The organism is Streptomyces rimosus (assembly GCF_008704655.1).
GTDB classification, from domain to species: Bacteria; Actinomycetota; Actinomycetes; order Streptomycetales; family Streptomycetaceae; genus Streptomyces; species Streptomyces rimosus.
The window spans coordinates 6,004,657-6,025,453 of sequence record NZ_CP023688.1 but is presented as its reverse complement, the minus strand read 5'-3'; the positions used below and the strand labels follow the sequence as shown (position 1 = coordinate 6,025,453).

The window sequence follows — 20,797 nt, the reverse complement described above, 5'->3', positions numbered from 1 at the left end:
GGGAACCTCGTTCTCAGGGAACCACCTCACCCCCGCGGCACCCGAATAACCCCCTCCTGAATCACCGACGCCACCAACTGCCCATCCGCCGTGAAGATGCGCCCCTTCCCCAGCCCCCGCCCGCCCTGGGCCGTCGGTGACTCCTGGTCGTACAGCAGCCAGTCGTCGGCGCGGAACGGGCGGTGGAACCACATGGCGTGGTCCAGGCTCGCGCCGACCACGTCGCCGACCGCCCAGCCGCCGCGCCCGTGGGCGAGCAGTACGGAGTCCAGCAGGGTCATGTCGGAGACGTAGGTGACCAGGCAGATGTGCAGCAGCGGCTGGTCGATGGCGCCGTCCAGCTTGCCGTTCGTACGGAACCAGACCTGGGAGCGGGGGTCGCGCGGCTCGCCGACGCTGCCGAACGGGGGCGCGTCCACGTAGCGCAGGTCCACGGCGGCGCGTGCCTCCAGGAGGCGCTGGGCGACGCCCGGTTCGCGGAAGCGGTCGGCGTAGCGGGGCAGCATTTCGGCGGCGGTGGGCAGGGTGAGCGGATCCGGTGCGTACGGCATCGGCTCCTGGTGCTCCATCCCCTCCTCGTACACCTGGAAGGAGGCGGAGAGGTGGAAGATCGGCTGGCCGTGCTGGACGGCGACGACGCGGCGGGTGGTGAAGGAGCGGCCGTCGCGAATGCGGTCGACGGTGTAGACGATGGGCGCGCCGGGGTCGCCGGGGCGCAGGAAGTACGCGTGCAGGGAGTGCGGCGGGCGGTCCTCGGGGACGGTGCGCCCGGCGGCGACCAGGGCCTGGGCCGCGACCTGGCCGCCGAAGACCCGGGGCACGACGGACGGGCGGCTGGTGCCGCGGAAGATGTCCTGCTCGATGCGCTCCAGGTCGAGCTGTTCGAGCAGGGCGAGAAGGGCGTCGTTCACGCGCGTACGGCTTTCGTTCGGGCTGCGGCGCGCGGGGCCGGACGCCGGCGCGGCAGCGGGGCGCAGCAGGGGGCGCGGAGCTTCACAGCCCCATGGACTTGGCGATGATGGACCGCATGACCTCGCTGGTGCCGCCGTAGATGCGGGTGACGCGGGTGTCGGCGTACAGGCGGGAGATGGGGTACTCCTGCATGTAGCCGTAGCCGCCGTGCAGCTGGAGGCACTTGTCGATGACGACGGCGGCCCGTTCGGTGGTGAAGAGTTTGGCGGAGGCGGCGTCGGCGGGGGTGAGTTCGCCCGCGTCGTGGGCGTCGAGGGCGCGGTCGACGACGGCCTGCATGGCGTCGACCTCGGCCTTGCAGTCGGCGAGGACGAACTTGGTGTTCTGGAAGGAGGCGACGGACTTGCCGAAGACCTCGCGCTCCTGGACGTATTCGGTGGCGAAGCGGACCGCGGCGGCAGCCTGGGCGTAGGCGCTGACGGCGATGCCGAGACGTTCCTGCGGGAGGTTCTGGCCGAGGTAGGAGAACGCCTTGCCCTCTTCGCCGAGACGGTCCTCGACGGTCACCTTGACGTCGGTGAAGGAGAGTTCGGCGGTGTCGGAGGTCTTCAGGCCGAGCTTGTCGAGCTTGCGGCCGACGGCGTAGCCCTCGGAGGTGGTGTCCACGACGAGGAGGGTGATGCCGCCGCGGCGGTCCTCCCGAGGGGCTTCCTGCGCGGAGCGCAGTCCATCAGGGGTGGTGGCCGGGCGACGGGTGGGCGGGGCCGTACGGGCGCAGACGATCACGCGGTCGGCGAGGACGCCGCCGGTGATGAAGGTCTTGGCGCCGTTGAGGACGTAGTGGGTGCCGTCCTCGGAGAGCTTGGCGGTGGTCTTCATGCCGGCCAGGTCGGAGCCGGTGCCGGGCTCGGTCATGGCGATGGCGGTCATCATGTCGCCGGAGACGAAGGGCGGCAGCCAGCGCCGCTTCTGCTCCTCGGTCGCGTACTTGAGGAAGTACGGGAGGCACAGCGCCGTGTGGACGCCGGAGCCGCCGAAGCTGACGCCGGCCCGCGCGCACTCCTCGGTGATGACGGCGTTGAACTTGAAGCTGGTCTCGCCGGCGCCGCCGTACTCCTCGGGGACCTCGATGCCGAAGACGCCCAGTTCGCCGAGTTTCTTGTAGAAGTCGCGGGGGGCCTGGCCGGCCTGCATCCACTCGTCGTAGACGGGGACGACCTCGGCGGCGATGAAGGCGCGGATGGTTTCCCGGAACGCCTCGTGATCCTCGTTGAACACCGTACGACGCATCCGCCGCCTCCTCAGGTCCGCCGGCCGGCCTCGGCCGACCCGTCGACTAAGCGCTTGCTCAGCCGAAAGCTACCCGCCGGTCAGTGAGGCTGTCCAGAGGTGTCCGAGGGGGCGGAGAGGGCCGCCGCGCCATGCCGCGCACCGCCTGTGGCGCGCGCGTCGCCCATGGCACCCACACCGCTCGCAGCGCCCGCGTCGCGCGCCGCGCCCCCGTCCCCCGCCAGCGCCGCGAACGCCCCGCGCGCCAGCCGGTGCAGCAGCGCCGACATCTCCGTACGGCCCGGGAGCGCGCCGGGGCGGCTGAGGTGCGGGGTCGAGTTGAGCAGGCCGAAGACGGCGTGCACGGAGGCGCGGGCGTCCGCCTCGGCGCTCGCCGGGTACACCTCGCGCACCACCTGCACCCACAGTTCCACGTACTCGCGCTGGAGGCGGCGCACCCGCTTGCGGTCGGCCTCGCGCAGCCGGTCCAGTTCGCGGTCGTGGACGGTGATCAGCGGCCGGTCGTCGAGCGCGAAGTCGATGTGCCCGTCGATCAGCGCGTCCAGCACGGCGGCGGGGGTGTCCCCGCCGGACGCGGCCCGGATGCGGCCGCCGTCCAGCAGCCGTTCACTGATGCCGACGAGCAGTTCGGCGAGCATCGCGTCCTTGCCCGCGAAATGGCGGTACAGGCCGGGGCCGGAGATCCCGACGGCTGCCCCGATCTCGTCCACGCCGACACCGTGGAACCCGCGCTCGGCGAAGAGCCGGGCGGCCTCCTTGAGGATCTGCTCGCGTCGGCTGGTGGCTGCCGGGGCGTGTGTGCTGCTCATACAACTAATTGTAGACAGGCGGGTTAGTGGTCGTTAACCTGGGAGAAATGAAGTTAACGCCCATTAACCGCGCCGCCGGGCGATCCCCGGGACGCGCGGCAGTCGGACGAGAAAGGCGCTAGCGATGCAGCCGGTGGCGATGGAGCCGACGGAGACGGAGGTCCGGTGCTGATGGACCCGACGCAGCAGGCACCGGTGCTCGACAGCACGGCCGACCCGGCCTCGGACGCCTGGCGCGCCAACGAGGCCGCCCATCAGGAGCTGGCCGACGATCTGCGGGCCCGGCTCGCCGCGGCCCGCCTCGGCGGCGGCGAGAAGGCCCGCGCCCGGCACACGGCGCGCGGCAAGCTGCTGCCCCGCGACCGGGTGGACGCGCTGCTGGACCCCGGCTCGCCGTTCCTGGAGGTCGCGCCGCTGGCGGCGGAGGGCATGTACGGCGGTGCCGCGCCGGCCGCGGGCGTGATCGCGGGCGTCGGCCGGGTCTCCGGCCGCGAAACGGTGATCGTCGCCAACGACGCCACGGTCAAGGGCGGCACGTACTACCCGATGACGGTCAAGAAGCACCTGCGCGCCCAGGAGATCGCCCTGGAGAACCGCCTGCCGTGCCTCTACCTGGTCGACTCGGGCGGCGCCTTCCTGCCGATGCAGGACGAGGTCTTCCCCGACCGCGAGCACTTCGGGCGGATCTTCTACAACCAGGCGCGGATGTCCGGCGCGGGCATCCCGCAGATCGCCGCGGTCCTCGGCTCCTGCACGGCGGGCGGCGCGTACGTCCCGGCGATGAGCGACGAGGCCGTGATCGTGCGGAACCAGGGCACGATCTTCCTGGGCGGCCCGCCGCTGGTGAAGGCCGCCACCGGCGAGGTCGTCACGGCCGAGGAGCTGGGCGGCGGCGAGGTGCATTCCCGTACGTCCGGGGTCACCGACCACCTCGCCGAGGACGACGCGCACGCGCTGCGCATCGTGCGCACGATCGTCTCCACGCTCGGCGACCGCGGCCCGCTGCCCTGGACGGCGCGGCCCGCCGAGGAGCCCAAGCACGATCCGTCCGGGCTGTACGGCGTGGTGCCCGTCGACTCCCGTACGCCCTATGACGTACGGGAAGTCATCGCGCGCGTCGTGGACGGCTCCCGCTTCGCGGAGTTCAAGGCCGAGTACGGCACGACGCTGGTCACCGGCTTCGCGCACATCCACGGCCACCCGGTCGGCATCGTCGCCAACAACGGCATCCTGTTCTCCGAGTCCGCCCAGAAGGGCGCCCACTTCATCGAGCTGTGCGACCAGCGCGGCATCCCGCTGGTGTTCCTCCAGAACATCTCCGGCTTCATGGTGGGCCGCGATTACGAGGCCGGCGGCATCGCCAAGCACGGCGCGAAGATGGTCACGGCGGTGGCGTGCACGCGGGTTCCCAAGCTGACCGTCGTCATCGGCGGCTCGTACGGCGCGGGCAACTACTCGATGTGCGGCCGGGCGTATTCGCCGCGCTTCCTGTGGATGTGGCCGAACGCCAAGATCTCGGTGATGGGCGGCGAGCAGGCCGCTTCCGTCCTCGCGACCGTCAAGCGCGACCAGTTGGAGGCGCGGGGCGAGGAGTGGAGCGCCGAGGAGGAGGCCGCCTTCAAGGCGCCGGTGCGCGAGCAGTACGAGACGCAGGGCAACGCCTACTACGCCACCGCGCGCCTGTGGGACGACGGGGTCATCGACCCGCTGGACACCCGCCGGGTGCTGGGCCTGGCGCTGACCGCCTGCGGCAACGCGCCGCTGGGCGAGCCGGGCTACGGCGTCTTCCGGATGTGAGGGGTGCGGGAAATGAAGGAACGTATGACCATGTTCGACACCGTCCTGGTCGCCAACCGCGGCGAGATCGCGGTCCGCGTCATCCGGACGCTGCGCGCGCTGGGTGTCCGCTCGGTCGCCGTCTTCAGTGACGCGGACGCCGACGCCCGGCACGTCCGCGAGGCCGACACGGCCGTACGGATCGGCCCGCCGCCCGCCGCCGAGAGCTACCTGGACGCCGGGCGTCTCATCGAGGCCGCGCGGCGCAGCGGCGCGCAGGCCGTGCACCCGGGTTACGGCTTCCTCGCCGAGAACACCGCGTTCGCGGCGGCCTGCGCCGACGCCGGGCTGGTCTTCATCGGGCCGTCCGCCGAGGCCATCGAGTTGATGGGCGACAAGATCCGCGCCAAGGAGACGGTGCGGGCGGCCGGAGTCCCGGTCGTTCCCGGCTCTTCCGGGAGCGGTCTGACCGACGCCCAACTGGCCGAGGCGGCACGCGAGATCGGCATGCCGGTGCTGCTGAAGCCGTCCGCGGGCGGTGGCGGCAAGGGCATGCGCCTGGTGCGTGACGAGGCGCTGCTCGCCGACGAGATCGCCGCCGCGCGGCGCGAGGCGCGCGGCTCCTTCGGCGACGACACGCTGCTGGTCGAACGCTGGGTGGACCGCCCCCGGCACATCGAGATCCAGGTGCTCGCGGACGCGCACGGCAACGTCGTCCACCTCGGCGAGCGCGAGTGCTCGCTCCAGCGCCGCCACCAGAAGGTGATCGAGGAGGCGCCGTCCGTCCTGCTGGACGAGGCGACGCGGGCCGCGATGGGCGAGGCCGCAGTCCAGGCCGCGCGCTCGTGCGGCTACCGGGGCGCGGGCACGGTCGAGTTCATCGTGCCGGGCGACGACCCCGCCTCGTACTACTTCATGGAGATGAACACCCGCCTCCAGGTCGAGCACCCGGTCACCGAGTACGTCACCGGCCTCGACCTGGTCGAGTGGCAGCTGCGGATCGCGGCCGGAGAGCCGCTGGCGTTCGGGCAGGACGGCGTCCGGCTGACCGGGCACGCCGTCGAGGCCCGGATCTGCGCCGAGACGGTGTCGGTCCGGGAGGGCGCGCGCGGCTTCCTGCCCTCCGGCGGTACGGTCCTGGCGCTCGCCGAGCCGCACGGCGACGGGGTGCGCACGGACTCCGGCCTGTCCGAGGGCACCGAGGTCGGCAGCCTGTACGACCCGATGCTCTCGAAGGTGATCGCGTACGGCCCGGACCGCGCGACCGCGCTGCGCAAGCTGCGCGCCGCGCTCGCCGAGACGGTCGTGCTCGGCGTCCCGACCAACACCGGCTTCCTGCGGCGGCTGCTGGCCCACCCGGCCGTCGCGGCGGGCGAGCTGGACACCGGGCTGGTCGAGCGCGAGATGGACGCGCTGGTGCCTGCCGAGGTACCCGCCGAGGTGTACGCGGCCGCCGCCGCCGTACGGAACGCGGCGCTGGAGCCGGTGGCGGACGGCGGCTGGGTGGACCCGTTCTCCGTACCGGACGGCTGGCGGATCGGCGGCCGTACGGTGCCCGCGGCGCACTGGGTCAAGGTCGCGGGGCACGAACCGGTGCGGGTCAGCGGCACCGGGCACGTCACGGCCGACTCGGTCCGCGTCACCGTGGACGGCGTCGTGCACACCTTCCGCCGGGCCGGCGACTGGCTCGGCCGGGACGGGGACGCCTGGCATGTCACCGACCACGACCCGGTCGCGGACACGCTGCGCGGCGCCGCCGGGGCGCACGGGATGGACGCGCTGACCGCGCCGATGCCCGGCACCGTCACCGTCGTGAAGGTGGCCGTCGGCGACGAAGTGGCCGCCGGACAGGGGCTGCTGGTCGTCGAGGCCATGAAGATGGAACACGTCATCTCCGCGCCGCACGCCGGCACGGTCAGCGAGCTCGGCGTGTCCCCCGGCAGCACCGTCGCCATGGACCAGGTGCTCGCCGTCGTCGATCCGCACGCCTCCGGCTCGCAGGCGGCCGCACCGACCGAGGAGGCAACGGCATGACCGTATCCGGACTGCCCATGACCGTTCCGGCGCCCCATCTGCCGGCCCGCGTCCGTATTCATGAGGTCGGCGCCCGCGACGGCCTCCAGAACGAGTCGGCCGTGGTGCCCACCGAGGTCAAGGCCGAGTTCGTCCGCCGCCTCGCCGACGCCGGGCTGGGCACCATCGAGGCGACCAGCTTCGTGCACCCCAAGTGGGTGCCGCAGCTCGCCGACGCCGAGCGGCTCTACCCGATGCTGGCGGATCTCGACGCGCACCTGCCCGTCCTCGTGCCCAACGACCGCGGTCTGGACCGCGCGCTGGCCCTCGGCGCCCGCCGTATCGCGGTCTTCGGCAGCGCCACCGAGTCGTTCGCCAAGGCCAACCTGAACCGTACGGTCGAGGAATCGCTCGCCATGTTCACGCCGGTGGTCGCCCGCGCCAAGGAGGAGAAGGCGCACGTCCGCGGCTATCTCTCCATGTGCTTCGGCGACCCGTGGGAGGGCCCGGTGCCCGTCGCGCAGGTCGTCCGGGTCTGCCGCGCGCTGCTCGACATGGGCTGCGACGAGCTGAGCCTCGGCGACACCATCGGCGTCGCCACCCCCGGCCACGTCCAGGCGCTGCTCGCCGCGCTGAACGAGGCGGGCGTGCCCACCGACCGCCTCGGCGTGCACTTCCACGACACCTACGGCCAGGCGCTGGCCAACACCCTCGCCGCGCTCCAGCACGGCGTCACCACCGTCGACGCGTCGGCGGGCGGCCTCGGCGGCTGCCCGTACGCCAAGAGCGCCACCGGCAACCTCGCCACCGAAGACCTGGTGTGGATGCTGCACGGCCTCGGCATCGAGACCGGGGTCGACCTGGGCCGGCTCACCGCCACCAGCGTGTGGATGGCCGAACAGCTGGGCCGACCGAGCCCGTCCCGCACCGTCCGTGCCCTCTCCCACAAGGAGTGAACGATGTCCCTGGACCACCGCCTGTCCCCCGAACTCGAAGAGCTGCGGCGCACGGTCGAGGCGTTCGCCCATGACGTCGTCGCCCCCAAGATCGGCGAGTTCTACGAGCAGCACGAGTTCCCGTACGAGATCGTGCGGGAGATGGGCCGCATGGGCCTGTTCGGCCTGCCGTTCCCCGAGGAGTACGGCGGCATGGGCGGCGACTACCTCGCCCTCGGCATCGCCCTGGAGGAGCTGGCCCGGGTCGACTCGTCCGTGGCGATCACCCTGGAGGCGGCCGTTTCGCTCGGCGCCATGCCGATCTACCACTTCGGCACCGAGGAGCAGAAGCGCGAGTGGCTGCCCCGGATGTGTACGGGCGAGGTGCTGGGCGCCTTCGGCCTGACCGAGCCGGACGGCGGCTCGGACGCGGGCGCCACCCGCACCACGGCGGTACGGGACGGCGACGAGTGGGTGATCAACGGCAGCAAGTGCTTCATCACCAACTCCGGCACCGACATCACCGGCCTGGTCACGGTCACCGCCGTCACCGGCCGCAAGGACGACGGCAGCCCGCTGATCTCCTCGATCATCGTGCCGTCCGGCACCCCGGGCTTCACCGTCGCCGCCCCGTACTCCAAGGTCGGCTGGAACGCCTCGGACACCCGTGAGCTGTCCTTCTCCGACGTACGGGTCCCGGTGGCCAACCTGGTCGGCACGGAAGGCCGCGGCTACGCCCAGTTCCTGCGCATCCTGGACGAGGGCCGGATCGCCATCGCGGCGCTGGCCACCGGCCTCGCGCAGGGCTGTGTGGACGAGTCCGTCCGCTACGCCAAGGAGCGGCACGCCTTCGGGCGGCCGATCGGCCACAACCAGGCGATCCAGTTCAAGCTGGCCGACATGGAGATGCGGGCGCACACCTCCCGGCTGGCCTGGCGCGACGCAGCCTCCCGCCTGGTGCACGGCGAGCCGTTCAAGAAGGAGGCGGCGCTCGCGAAGCTGTACTCCTCCGAGATCGCGGTGGACAACGCCCGCGAGGCCACCCAGATCCACGGCGGCTACGGCTTCATGAACGAGTACCCGGTCGCCCGTATGTGGCGCGACTCCAAGATCCTGGAGATCGGCGAGGGGACGAGCGAGGTGCAGCGGCTGCTGATCGCGCGGGAGCTGGGGGTGTAGGCGCCCGCGTCCGGCGGTCGCGTACGGCATCCCCGTACGTGTACGGCCTTCACGTACGGCACAGGGCGGGCCCGGGAATCCGGGCCCGCCCTGCTGTCACGGCACCGTCAGCTCACTTCTTTCCCCACGGCACCTGCGGGGACCTGTAGTAGTCGAAGCCCATGGCCTCCCAGCGGGGCGCCTGGGCGGCCAGCCGGTACTTGTAGGTGTCCCAGTCGTGGGTGGACCGCGGTGACCAGCCCAGCTCGGCGATGCCGGGCATCCGCGGGAAGGTCATGTAGTCCAGGTGCTGATCGGTGGAGAGGGTCTCCGTCCAGATCGGCGCCTCGACACCCATGATCGACTTCTGCGGCGCGCCCTTGAGGTACGTCCCGGGGTCCCAGTCGTAGGAGCGCTGGACCTCGACGTACCCGGCCCACGCCTTACCCAGCTTGGTGTCCTTGGTGTACTTCATGTCGAGGTAGGAGCGGTCGGCGGGCGACAGGATCAGCCCGGCGCCCTCGCGGGCCGCCGCCGCGACCTGCTCCCGCTCCTTGGCGGGGGTCTTGTCGTAGCCCCAGTACTGCACCGCGGCGCCCTTGGCCGGGGTCACGGCGGTCATCTGGTGCCACCCTATGACCTTCTTCTTGTACTTGGTCACCAGCGGCTGGACCTTGTTCATGAAGGTCACGTAGTCGGCGTGGCTGGTGGAGTACGCCTCGTCGCCGCCGATGTGCAGGTACGGGCCCGGCGTCAGCGCCGCGGTCTCGCGGAAGACGTCGTCCAGGAACTCGTACGTCACCTTCTTGGGCACGCACAGCGAGCTGAAGCCGACCTCGACGCCGGTGTAGATCGGAGGCGCGACGTTGTTGCAGTTGAGCTTGGCATACGAGGCGAGCGCGGCCTGGGTGTGCCCCGGAGTGTCGATCTCGGGGATGACCTCCATGTAGCGACTGGCGGCGTACCGCAGGATCTCGCGGTACTGGGCCTTGGTGTAGTAGCCGCCGGGGCCGCCGCCGACCTGGGTGCTGCCGCCGTAGGTGGCGAGCCGCGGCCAGGAGTTGATCTGCAGGCGCCAGCCCTGGTCGTCGGTGAGGTGCAGATGCAGCTTGTTGTACTTGTACAGCGCAAGCTGATCGATGTAACGCTTCAGCTGCTCGACCGTGAAGAAGTGCCGGCCGACATCGATCATCCCGCCGCGGTAGCCGTAGCGCGGGGTGTCGGTGATGGTGCCGCCCGCGACCTTCCAGGGGCGGTGCTGCGCGCTGCGCTTCTCGACGGACGGCGGCAGCAGCTGGCGCAGCGTCTGTACGCCGTGGAAGAGCCCGGCGGGCCGGGCCGCGGTGATCGTCACGGCGTGCCGGGTGGAGGTGAGGCGGTAGCCCTCGGCGCCCAGCTTCCCGGTGTCCTTGCCGCCGAGCCGCAGCACGATGCCGTCCCGGCCGTCCTTGCCGGTGACGGGCAGGGGGTAGCCGGTGGACGGCCGCAGCACGTCCGCCAGGTAGCCGGCCACCCGCCGGACCTCGCCCGACGCGCCGGGCACCCGGATCTGCGTCCGGTCGCCGAGCGTGTAGGGGTCCTTGCCGGGCCGGACGGAGGCGGGCGCCGGGATGACCTGGTCGAGGGCTATGGGCTTGGCGTGGCGGCCGGCCTGGCGGTCATGGCCGTCCGTGGGCCGCGCCCCGGCCGTGGACAGGCCGGCCGCCGCGACCAGCAGCAGCGAGCAGAACAGTCTGCGTCGTCTCACGAGGTTCCCTTCGGTGGGCTCGTCGTGCATGGCCGTGCGTGGTCGTACGTGGCATGGAGCAACCGAACGTCAACATTGAGTACCGCTGACCCTTGTGATGGTCAAGGTGTGGACCACGTCTGGCGTCATCCGGCGTGTCGCTTGCCCGATATCGGGCAGATTTCTTGCATTGGCCGGGGCGACCCATCAGTATTCATCGGGTGCTCGATCGCCGTTCGCCCCATGAGGACCTCATCGACCACCTGGTGCGCAGCACGCCGCTACAGCGCGGCGAGGCTGCCCGGGTGGTCCTCGACGTCCTCGCGTACTTCGACGAGACGACCGAGGACTACGTCCGAAGGCGCCACCGGGAGCTGCAGTCGCAGGGACTGCGCAACGACGCGATCTTCGAACGGATCGGGCAGGAGCTGCCGCACCGCGCGGTGTGCCCGCCCACCCTCTCGGCGCGCCAGCTGCGCCGCCTCGTCTACGGCTGACCCGGCCGAGCACCCGGCACGTGCCGCATCGCGTGCCACCTGTCCAACTGCCTGACCGAAGGGGTCACCACATGTGCGGGATCGTCGGCTACATCGGTAAGCGGGACGTGGCTCCGCTGCTTCTCGAGGGACTGCAGCGCCTGGAGTACCGCGGGTACGACTCCGCCGGTATCGCCATCCACGCCAAGGGCACCGGCAAGGCCGCCGGCGGCCTGAAGACCGCCAAGGCCAAGGGCCGCGTCCGCGAGCTGGAGTCCCGCCTGCCCAAGCGCTTCGCGGGCACCGCCGGCATCGCGCACACCCGCTGGGCCACCCACGGCGCGCCGACCGACGAGAACGCCCACCCGCACGTGGACACCGAGGGCAAGGTCGCCGTCGTCCACAACGGCATCATCGACAACGCCGACGAGCTGCGCGCCAAGCTCACCGCGGACGGCGTGGAGTTCGTCTCCGAGACCGACACCGAGGTGCTGGCCCACCTGATCGGCCGCTCCCAGGCGCCGACCCTGGAGGAGCAGGTCCGCGAGGCCCTGCGGGTCATCGAGGGCACGTACGGCATCGCCGTGCTGCACGCCGACTTCCCCGAGCGCATCGTCGTCGCCCGCAACGGCTCGCCGGTCGTCCTCGGCATCGGCGAGAAGGAGATGTTCGTCTCCTCCGACGTCGCAGCGCTGGTCTCGCACACCCGCCAGGTCGTCACCCTCGACGACGGCGAGATGGCCACCCTCAAGGCCGACGACTACCGCACCTACACCACCGAGGGCTCGCACACCTCCGCGCAGCCGACCACGGTGGAGTGGGAGGCCGAGTCGTACGACATGGGCGGCCACGACACGTACATGCACAAGGAGATCTGCGAGCAGGCCGACGCCGTCGACCGCGTGCTGCGCGGGCGGATCGACGACCGCTTCTCCACCGTGCACCTGGGCGGCCTGAACCTGGACCCGCGCGAGGCGCGCGCCATCCGCCGGGTCAAGATCCTGGGCTGCGGCACCTCGTACCACGCGGGCCAGATCGGCGCGCAGATGATCGAGGAGCTGGCCCGTATCCCCTCGGACGCCGAGCCGGCCTCCGAGTTCCGCTACCGCAACCCGGTCGTGGACCCCGACACCCTCTACATCGCGGTCTCCCAGTCCGGTGAGACCTACGACGTGCTGGCCGCCGTGCAGGAGCTCAAGCGCAAGGGCGCGCGCGTCCTGGGCGTGGTGAACGTGGTCGGCTCGGCGATCGCCCGGGAGACCCACGGCGGCGTGTACGTGCACGCGGGCCCCGAGGTCTGCGTGGTCTCCACCAAGTGCTTCACCAACACCGTGGTCGCCTTCGGCCTGCTCGCGCTGCACCTGGGCCGCATCCGCGACCTGTCCGTCGCGGACGGCAAGCGGATCATCGAGGGCCTGCGCAAGCTGCCCGGCCAGATCCAGGAGATCCTGGAGCTGGAGGACGAGGTCAAGAAGCTGGCGGCCGAGTACGCCGACGCCAAGTCGATGATGTTCATCGGCCGGGTGCGCGGCTACCCGGTGGCCCGCGAGGCCTCCCTCAAGCTCAAGGAGATCTCCTACATCCACGCCGAGGCGTACCCGGCGTCCGAGCTCAAGCACGGTCCGCTGGCGCTGATCGAGCCGGCCATGCCGACCGTGGCGATCGTCCCGGACGACGACCTGCTGGAGAAGAACCGCGCCGCGATGGAGGAGATCAAGGCCCGCAGCGGCCGCATCCTGGCCGTCGCGCACCAGAAGCAGGACAAGGCCGACCACACCATCGTCGTGCCGAAGAACGAGAACGAGCTGGACCCGATCCTGATGGGCATTCCGCTCCAGCTGCTGGCCTACCACGTGGCGCTGGCCATGGGCCGGGACATCGACAAGCCCCGCAACCTGGCGAAGTCGGTCACGGTCGAGTAGGCAATCGACGGCGAGCGGTCGCTCCCGGGCGGTGGTCGCCCGGGGCGGGGGCTCGCTCGGGCGAGCAGTCGCCCGACGGACCGCGGGGGTCCTGTCCACCTCCGCGGTCACGGGCGTTCGTCCGGAGGGCCGGGCGGCCTACGGGGGGCCGCCCGGACGGACGACGCGCCCCTACAAGGGGCGGGAGGCGGGTGCCCCGCGCGTGCCACCATACGCGCGAGGCCCCGCCTCCCCTGTTGCCGGCGTCGCCCTTACGCCGGCGGTGGCCGCCCTCCCGGGAACCGTCACCTCCCGGGCGGCAGCACGTTCTTGACGGGCGTTCTCGGTGGGCGGCCGGTGACGCGGCGGCCGGTCGGCCGTTCACGCTCCGTTCGCGTCCCACTTGATGGGATTTCTACCCTCCACAACCCGGCAATCCACCTCTACGGGCCAGTAGATATGCCGACTGCCCCAGATGGCGCGGCTGGTGACGCTCCCTCACCTCACGCCCCATGAGGGTGTGCGCGGACGGGGGCGGACGCGACGCGCAAGCCGTACGGACACGGAGCGCACCGGACCGGCGGGACGGCCCGCGCAGGCCGTGCGGGGGCGGTACGCACCGGGCGCCCGGATCAGGGAATGACGACCACGGGCCGCTGCGCCCGCCGGGCCAGCCGGCCCGCCACCGAGCCGAAGATGCGGCCCACGAGGCCGTGCGACGAGCCGACCACGATCGCGTCGGCTTCGTACTCCTGCCCGACCTCTTCCAGCTCGTGGCAGATGTCGCCACCGCGCTCCACGAGGATCCAGGGGATCTCCGCCAGATGGTCGGCGCAGGCCAGCTCCAGGCCCAGCACTTCCGTGCGGTGGTCCGGCACGTCCACGAAGACCGGGGGCTCGCAGCCCGCCCAGACCGTCGTGGGCAGCCGGTTGGCCACATGGACGATGATCAGGCCCGACGCCGAGCGCCGCGCCATACCGATTGCATACGCCAACGCCCGCTCGCTCGACATCGAGCCGTCGAAGCCGACCACGACACCGTGCCGGAAGGCGGGGTCGCAGGAATGGCGTGTCTCTTCCGCCGCTCGGAGGTCCGCCATCGGATCGGCGACCTGCTTGCGGTCCGCGGGTTCGGGGATTTCGTGACCGGCCATGGCTGTCTCGGCGAAGGAGGTCCTTGCGGAGGGGCGGACGGGGAGCGGCGATTGACTTGATCCGGCAGTTGACTGAGCTGGCTTGATCGAGAGGTCGGCCCCATAGTTCAAAGGGGAACAACACGACCGGGAATCATCTTCCCAATGCCTTACCCCAAGAGTACGGCGCCAGTCCCCCGCTGCACAGGGCCCGACGCGGACGGCGGACCCCGGTGACGGAGGTGGACCCCCGCCACCACACGGGGCGGGGTGCCCCTCGAACGTTCCCCGGAGCATGCCGGAGCGTGGGCCGGATGGCAATGCCCCGGCCTGCCCCCGTACGTACCCCTCGCGGTGACTCACGGGCCCCGCGGCCGTTGTAGTACCTGCCTGCCTGGAGGGAGTACACCGTGCCCGGTCCGTCGAACACTTCAGCCGATCCGGTGAGCGATCTCGTCCGCTGGGCGGCGTTCAGCTGCGCCCTGGTGCCGCTCGTCCTCGTCCTGTGCGGCGCGTCCGCCGCCGGTGCCGCCGGTGCCGCCGTGGGGCTGGCGACGGTGACCTGCGCGTGCCGGGCGCTGCTGCGCCAGTCCGAGCGCACCGCGGCCCGGCCGTCCTCGGACGAGATCGCCCCGCACCGCGGCCGGCACAGCCGTACCGGCACCGGAGCCCATCGGGGCGGGAGGCGCTCCGACGGGCGTACGCCGGAGGAATGACGCGCTCGCAAGCCTGCCCAGGGTCGTTTTCGGCCAACTTCGGGTTGAAGTGCATCCCTTGGCGAAAGCGACCCGCAACCTGGGCCTGAGCTGGGAGGAAAGGACCGCCGGGCGTGGTTGTGCCCTACGGCTTACGGGCAGAGGCGGGAGGCGTACTTCCCAGCAGGCCCGACGAGTGGAACGCTTCGTGATCGAATGCTTCGCGCCAAGTTGCCATGTCGACATACGAGCGGGTGGTGAACTTGGCACTCCATCCTCACGGGACGCAGTAGATTCGATCTTGGCAATCACGGCGGGGGAACAGTGCAGGACCGAGAGGGCGAGACGACCGAGGGGGGCTTAAGTGCCATGAGCCAGGACTCCGCTGCCGTACCAGATGCCGCACGCAAGCTCGCCGCCCGACGACGCCGCGAAATAGTCGCGGTGCTCCTCTTCAGTGGCGGCCCGATTTTCGAGAGCTCCATTCCGCTCTCGGTCTTCGGCATCGACCGCCAGGACGCGGGTGTTCCGCGGTACCGACTACTTGTGTGCGCGGGCGAAGACGCGCCTTTGCGCACCACCGGGGGGCTCGAACTGTCGGCCCCCTACGGGCTGGAGGCGATCGCCCGCGCGGGCACGGTCGTCGTACCGGCCTGGCGGTCCATCACACAGGCACCACCACCGGCCGCGCTGGACGCGCTGCGCCGGGCGCACGAAGAAGGGGCCCGCATCGTCGGGCTCTGCACGGGGGCCTTCGTGCTCGCCGCCGCAGGGCTCCTCGACGGCAGGCCCGCGACCACCCACTGGATGTACGCGCCGACGCTCGCCAAGCGTTATCCGTCCGTCCATGTCGATCCCCGCGAGCTCTTCGTCGACGACGGCGACGTGCTGACCAGCGCGGGGACCGCCGCCGGCATCGACCTGTGCCTGCACATCGTCCGTACCGACCACGGGGCGGACGCGGCCAACGCGCTCGCCCGGCGGCTGGTGGTCCCGCCCCGGCGCACCGCGTCGGACCTGGGGCACCAGAGGTACCTGGACAGGTCATTACCGGAGGAGATCGGCGCGGACCCGCTCGCCGAGGTCGTGGCCTGGGCGCTGGAGCACCTCCACGAGCAGTTCGACGTGGAGACGCTGGCGGCCCGCGCGTACATGAGCCGCCGTACCTTCGACCGCCGGTTCCGGTCCCTGACCGGGAGCGCGCCGCTGCAATGGCTGATCACCCAGCGCGTCCTTCAGGCGCAACGGCTGCTGGAGACCTCGGACTACTCCGTGGACGAGGTCGCCGGACGCTGCGGCTTCCGGTCGCCGGTCGCCTTGCGCGGCCACTTCCGGAGGCAGTTGGGCGCCTCGCCCGCGGCCTACCGCGCGGCCTACCGCGCGCGCCGGCCGCAGAACGGGGTGCCCGAGCAGGCCGGGCGGGCCGACCGGCCGGAGCGAGGTGAGCGGCCGGGTGCCGGTGCGGACCGGTTCGCCGCCGCGGCGGCGGGCCATCTGCAAGGGGGACACGGCCAGCTGCACCACAGCCAGGCGTCACACCTGCAAGGGGGTCTCGGTCCCGGCGGTCACACGCAGGGCCACCCCCAGGGCGGGCACGGTCCGGGCGGTCACCCGCAGGGCGGGCACGGCGGTCCGGGCGGGCACGGGTCGGGCGGCCAGCCGGGGCACAGTACGGCGGGCCACACCCAGCCGGTGCACAGCCAGGCCACCGCGCTCGCGCCGACGGAGCAGGGCAAACCGGAATCCGACGCCTACTCGCCGAGGCTTCCGGAACAGCCCGCCGGGCGGCCCGGTGGCCGACCGGTGCTGCCCAGCCAGCGGGAGCGCCCCGTAGGGTGAGACGTATGAACGATCGCATGGTGTGGATCGACTGCGAGATGACCGGGCTCTCGCTGGCGAACGACGCGCTCATCGAGGTGGCCGCCCTGGTCACCGACTCGGAGCTGAATGTCCTGGGCGACGGGGTGGACATCGTGATCCGCCCCCCGGCCGAGGCCCTGACCACCATGCCCGAGGTCGTGCGCCAGATGCACACCTCCTCCGGGCTGCTGGCCGAGCTGGACAGCGGCACCACTCTGGAGGACGCGCAGGAACAGGTGCTCCAGTACCTCAAGCAGCACGTACCGGAACCCGGCCGGGCACCGCTGTGCGGCAACTCCGTCGGCACCGACCGGGGCTTCCTGCTCCGCGACATGCCGGAGCTGGAGAGCCACCTGCACTACCGGATCGTGGACGTGTCGTCCGTGAAGGAGCTGGCCCGGCGCTGGTATCCGAGGGCGTACTTCAACAGTCCGGAGAAGAACGGGAACCACCGGGCGCTGGCGGACATCCGTGAATCCATCGCGGAACTCCGCTACTACCGGGAGGCGGTCTTCGTGCCGCAGCCCGGCCCGGACTCGGAGACCGCGAAGCAGATCGCGGCCAGGCACGTCCTGCCCGCGGACCCGGAGTGACGTAGCTCGCTCCCGGCCTCACCGGAAGCCGGGAGCGAGCACCCCTCCGGACCCTGTACACTTTTTCTCAGCCGGTGGGGAACAAGACACCACACAGCACCGGTCATGGTGGGTATAGCTCAGCTGGTAGAGCACCTGGTTGTGGTCCAGGATGTCGCGGGTTCAAGTCCCGTTACTCACCCCAACGACTAGGGCCCCCGGACGTGAAAGCGTCCGGGGGCCCTAGTCGTTGGTGCGGTGGGTCTCAGTGGCTCCACGGGCCGGGCGGCGGGCACCGGTGCCGGTGCGCGCCGCCCCGTGGGCCCCGCGGCCCCTGCGGCTCAGTAGCCGACCGTGAAGCGCTCCCCGATGTGCTGCGGCTTCTCGACCTCGTCCAGGAGGGCGACGGCGTAGTCCTCGGCGGAGATCCGGCTGGTGCCGTCGGCGTCCGTGACCAGGTCGTCCAGGGCGGTGCGGTACGTGCCCGTGCGCTCGCCGGGCTCGATCAGCCCGGCCGGGCTGAGGTTGGTCCAGCGCACGTCCGTGACGGTGCGGTAGAAGTCCAGCGCGTCGCCGTGCGCGTGCATGATCTGGAGCAGGAACTCCGGCAGGCCCTCCGCGTCCCAGACCTGCTTGCCGTCGGGCGTGCGCAGCGAGCCGGCGCCGCCCACCGAGATCAGCCGGGGCGCGGCCTCGCCGAGGGTGCGCAGCCCGGCCACCAGGGACTCGGCGGCGGGCTTGATCGTGGCGATGTGGCCGGGGCCGTCGCCCCCGCCCACCGCGCTGACCAGCACGTCCTGGCCCTGGGCCGCGGCCGCGACGGAGGCGGGGTCGAGGATGTCGCCGGTGGTCACGGCCAGGTTCGGGTCGGTCTTGGTGATCTTCGCGGGGTCCCGGACGACGGCGGTGACCTGGTGGCCGCGGCGCAGCGCCTCGTCGAGGACGCGGCTGCCGATGGTGCCGTTGGCTCCGAAAATGGCGATCTTGGACATAGCGGTACTCCCTGTGCCCCTGCGGGGCCTGCTGTGGCTTTTCTTTTTCCGTCATCAGCCGCGCTGACGTCTTCTACGCTAGGGGTATTAGCAGGACATACCGGGGTAGGCACGGGACCGCCGATGGTGAAAAAACGACACACTGCACAGGACGCCGGGGAGAGCATCCCGGCGGTCGCGTTCGCGGCGCCGGCCGGGCGGCCCGCCGGCGTGGAGGTGCTGACGCTCGCCGAGCTGCGCGAGCGCGCCGACGCCTGCGCCCTCGCCGTACCGCACCGTCCGGACTTCCACCACCTCCTCGTGGTGGACGAGGGGCGGCTCCGGCACACGGTGGACTTCCGAAAGTATGAGCTGTCGGTGAATGACTGGATGTGGGTGCGTCCAGGGCAGGTGCATCACTTCGGCAACCTGTCCGGGGTAGAGGGCCGGCTGGTGCTGTTCGAATCCGGCTTCCTCGATCCGGCGACGGCGGCCGCGGCCCGCCTGGAGGACTGGTTCGGCCCGGCGGTCCACCACCCGGAGGGCGAACAGGCGCGCGCGGTGGACTGTGCGCTGCGTCACCTCCATGAGGAATTCGGGGCGCTGCCGGGGCTGCCTCTGGAGATGCACATCGAGGTGCTGCGGCACCTGCTGGCCGTGCTGGTCCTGCGGGCCTCCCGGATGTCCGCGCCTGCCGGGGGCGGCGAGGCGCGGGGCGGCGCCGGGGCCGTACAGGGTGAAGGCGACGGCCGGGCGCCCGACGGGGACGGCGTCTGCGAGGCGAGCGAGACGTTCCTGCGCTTCCGCGACGCGGTGGAGCGCGGCTTCACCCGCAGCCGCCGCGTCGAGGACTACGCGCGGCAGCTCGGCTACTCGCCCCGCACCCTCTCGCGCGCGACGGCCGCCGCCACCGGCGTGGGCGCGAAGGAGTTCATCGACCGCCGCGTCGTGCTGGAGGCCAAGCGGCTGCTGGCGCACGGCGACCAGACCGCCGCGCGTATCGCCGTCCGCCTCGGCTTCGCCGACGCCGCGAACTTCGCCAAGTTCTTCCAGCACCGCACGGGCAGTACGCCGATCTCCTTCCGTACGGAGGTACGCGGCCCGGCGTGACCAGGGGGAACGGATACGCCGGGCCGGAGGGGGCGTGTCAGGGGGACCAGTGGGAGCGCTCCCAAGGATTGGGGCGGACGGGCGCGCCGTCAAGAGGCGGAGTCCACGCGGCCGACGCGGCAATTGAGAGAGGAGATTTCGCAACTACGTTGTGAATCATGGGCAGTTGACACTAGCCTCCGACAAACCAGTGGGAGCGATTCCATTCGTCGCGGGCCGCGTGGGCGGCCTCCGCGTACGTATCCGAGGAGTCGCTCATGCGCAGACCGTACGAGCCGGGCTTCGCACGCCGGCGCTTACGCCTTTACGCCCTGGCGGTGGCCGCGGTGTTCGCCCTTCCGGGCGCGTCGCCGCCCACCGCGGCCCCGGCCGCCGCTCCCGTGGCGGCGGCGCCACAGCTGCACGTCGCGGGCAACCGCCTCGTCGACCGTGACGGCGCGGCGCACCGCCTGCTCGGGGTGAACCGTTCCGGCGCCGAGTTCGCGTGCGTACAGGGCCACGGCATCTTCGACGGCCCGGCGGACGACGCCTCCGTCGCGGCCATCGCGTCCTGGCGGGCCAACGCCGTCCGCGTCCCGCTGAACGAGGAGTGCTGGCTGGGCACGTCCAACATCGACCCGCGGTACGGGGGCGCCAACTACACCTCCGCGATCCGCGACTACGTCCGGCGGCTGACCGCCCACGGCTTGACGCCGGTCCTCGAACTGCACTGGAGCAACGGCCGCTACACCGGCCCCTCGGCCGGCTGCGCCGACGAGCACGCGAGCTGCCAGAAACCCATGCCGGACCGGCGCTACTCCCCCGCCTTCTGGTCCTCGGTCGCCGCCACCTTCAAGAACACGCCCGAGGTGATCTTCGACCTGTTCAACGAGCCGTACCCGGACCGGGCGACGCCGGACACCGAGCGGGCCTGGGCCTGCTGGCGGGACGGCGGGACCTGCCCCGGCATCGGCTACGAGGTCGCCGGCATGCAGACCCTGGTGGACGCCGTACGGGCCGCCGGCGCCCGCAACCCCGTCCTGGCGGGCGGCCTGGCGTACGCCAACGACCTCGACCGCTGGACCGCGTACGCCCCGAAGGACCCGGCGGGCAACCTCGCCGCCGCCTGGCACGCGTACAACTTCAACGCCTGCGCCGACGAGGGCTGCTGGTCGCGCACGCTGGGGCCGGTCGCCGACCGCGTACCGCTGGTCGCGGGCGAGATCGGCGAGAACACCTGCGCCCACGCCTTCTCCGACCGCGTCATGCGCTGGCTGGACGGCCGCGGCGCGTCGTACCTGGGCTGGACCTGGAACACCTGGGACTGCGCCGCGGGACCCGCGCTGATCCGGGATTACGGGGGGACGCCGACCGCGTATGGGGCCGGGCTGCGGGATCACTTGCGGGCGCTCGGCCGGCACGCGGCTTCCTGAACCGGCACGGCACATCACCTCTCCACCGAGGCACGTCGCCTCGCCACC

At 71.7% G+C, this 20,797-nt stretch carries 17 protein-coding genes and 1 tRNA gene; 12 read left to right on the top strand and 6 right to left on the bottom strand.

All coding sequences use genetic code 11. From position 1 onward, the window contains the following. Positions 1–26 precede the first annotated feature (26 nt). The 3 genes from CP984_RS26145 to CP984_RS26135 form a co-directional block, all read right to left on the bottom strand. Positions 27–911: an acyl-CoA thioesterase gene (locus CP984_RS26145; protein WP_003983285.1), complete on the bottom strand. Its 885-nt coding sequence runs from the start codon at positions 909–911 to the stop codon at positions 27–29. 82 nt (positions 912–993) lie between these two features. Then, positions 994–2,202, bottom strand: coding sequence for an acyl-CoA dehydrogenase family protein (locus CP984_RS26140; protein ID WP_003983284.1), 1,209 nt, complete (start codon positions 2,200–2,202; stop codon positions 994–996). Between the two features lie 80 nt (positions 2,203–2,282). Further along, on the bottom strand, positions 2,283–3,011 hold the full coding sequence (locus tag CP984_RS26135; protein ID WP_003983283.1) for an SACE_7040 family transcriptional regulator: 729 nt from the start codon (positions 3,009–3,011) through the stop codon (positions 2,283–2,285). A 171-nt stretch (positions 3,012–3,182) separates the two neighbouring features. Between CP984_RS26135 and CP984_RS26130 the strand changes: the two genes are divergently transcribed. From CP984_RS26130 to CP984_RS26115, 4 genes are read left to right on the top strand one after another with little or no spacing between them, the layout of a single operon-like run. Then, positions 3,183–4,808: a carboxyl transferase domain-containing protein gene (locus CP984_RS26130; protein ID WP_030182850.1), complete on the top strand. Its 1,626-nt coding sequence runs from the start codon at positions 3,183–3,185 to the stop codon at positions 4,806–4,808. A gap of 30 nt (positions 4,809–4,838) precedes the next feature. Then, positions 4,839–6,821 carry an ATP-binding protein gene (locus CP984_RS26125; protein WP_100246614.1) on the top strand — a complete coding sequence of 661 codons (1,983 nt, stop codon included), beginning with the start codon at positions 4,839–4,841 and terminating at the stop codon, positions 6,819–6,821. Next, complete coding sequence (locus CP984_RS26120; RefSeq protein WP_003983280.1) at positions 6,818–7,756, top strand: hydroxymethylglutaryl-CoA lyase; 939 nt, start codon at positions 6,818–6,820, stop codon at positions 7,754–7,756. The genes CP984_RS26125 and CP984_RS26120 overlap by 4 nt, the downstream gene beginning before the upstream one ends. 3 nt (positions 7,757–7,759) lie before the next feature. After that, positions 7,760–8,914, top strand: coding sequence for an acyl-CoA dehydrogenase family protein (locus CP984_RS26115; RefSeq protein WP_003983279.1), 1,155 nt, complete (start codon positions 7,760–7,762; stop codon positions 8,912–8,914). A gap of 112 nt (positions 8,915–9,026) precedes the next feature. Here CP984_RS26115 and CP984_RS26110 read toward each other — a convergent pair whose 3' ends face one another. Beyond that, positions 9,027–10,640 (bottom strand): beta-N-acetylhexosaminidase, encoded by a 1,614-nt coding sequence (locus CP984_RS26110; RefSeq protein WP_032921198.1) that lies wholly within the window; start codon positions 10,638–10,640, stop codon positions 9,027–9,029. Positions 10,641–10,840: 200 nt separating this feature from the next. Between CP984_RS26110 and CP984_RS26105 the strand changes: the two genes are divergently transcribed. Both CP984_RS26105 and glmS read left to right on the top strand, forming a co-directional pair. Then, entirely contained in the window at positions 10,841–11,116 is a 276-nt protein-coding gene (locus CP984_RS26105; RefSeq protein WP_003983277.1) for a hypothetical protein, read from the top strand. 71 nt (positions 11,117–11,187) lie between these two features. Further along, on the top strand, positions 11,188–13,017 hold the full coding sequence (glmS, locus tag CP984_RS26100) for a glutamine--fructose-6-phosphate transaminase (isomerizing) (protein ID WP_003983276.1): 1,830 nt from the start codon (positions 11,188–11,190) through the stop codon (positions 13,015–13,017). Between the two features lie 611 nt (positions 13,018–13,628). On the opposite strand, the gene CP984_RS26095 is transcribed toward glmS, so the two are convergent. Next, positions 13,629–14,150, bottom strand: coding sequence for a universal stress protein (locus tag CP984_RS26095; protein WP_003983275.1), 522 nt, complete (start codon positions 14,148–14,150; stop codon positions 13,629–13,631). 422 nt (positions 14,151–14,572) lie between these two features. Here CP984_RS26095 and CP984_RS26090 point away from each other — a divergent pair, with 422 nt between their 5' ends. From CP984_RS26090 to CP984_RS26075, 4 genes are all read left to right on the top strand, one after another. Beyond that, positions 14,573–14,845 carry a hypothetical protein gene (locus tag CP984_RS26090; RefSeq protein WP_176564604.1) on the top strand — a complete coding sequence of 91 codons (273 nt, stop codon included), beginning with the start codon at positions 14,573–14,575 and terminating at the stop codon, positions 14,843–14,845. Positions 14,846–15,193: 348 nt separating this feature from the next. Beyond that, positions 15,194–16,663 carry a GlxA family transcriptional regulator gene (locus CP984_RS26085; protein WP_030182855.1) on the top strand — a complete coding sequence of 490 codons (1,470 nt, stop codon included), beginning with the start codon at positions 15,194–15,196 and terminating at the stop codon, positions 16,661–16,663. Between the two features lie 5 nt (positions 16,664–16,668). Next, positions 16,669–17,277: an oligoribonuclease gene (orn, locus tag CP984_RS26080; protein ID WP_003983272.1), complete on the top strand. Its 609-nt coding sequence runs from the start codon at positions 16,669–16,671 to the stop codon at positions 17,275–17,277. 108 nt (positions 17,278–17,385) lie between these two features. Then, positions 17,386–17,461: transfer RNA gene (locus CP984_RS26075), tRNA-His, on the top strand. A gap of 136 nt (positions 17,462–17,597) precedes the next feature. On the opposite strand, the gene CP984_RS26070 is transcribed toward CP984_RS26075, so the two are convergent. Then, complete coding sequence (locus CP984_RS26070; RefSeq protein ID WP_003983271.1) at positions 17,598–18,248, bottom strand: NAD(P)-dependent oxidoreductase; 651 nt, start codon at positions 18,246–18,248, stop codon at positions 17,598–17,600. A 123-nt stretch (positions 18,249–18,371) separates the two neighbouring features. Between CP984_RS26070 and CP984_RS26065 the strand changes: the two genes are divergently transcribed. Together CP984_RS26065 and CP984_RS26060 are read left to right on the top strand one after the other, a co-directional pair. After that, positions 18,372–19,337 (top strand): AraC family transcriptional regulator, encoded by a 966-nt coding sequence (locus tag CP984_RS26065; RefSeq protein WP_003983270.1) that lies wholly within the window; start codon positions 18,372–18,374, stop codon positions 19,335–19,337. Positions 19,338–19,594: 257 nt separating this feature from the next. Then, on the top strand, positions 19,595–20,749 hold the full coding sequence (locus CP984_RS26060; protein ID WP_030182858.1) for a glycoside hydrolase family 5 protein: 1,155 nt from the start codon (positions 19,595–19,597) through the stop codon (positions 20,747–20,749). Positions 20,750–20,797 lie beyond the last annotated feature (48 nt).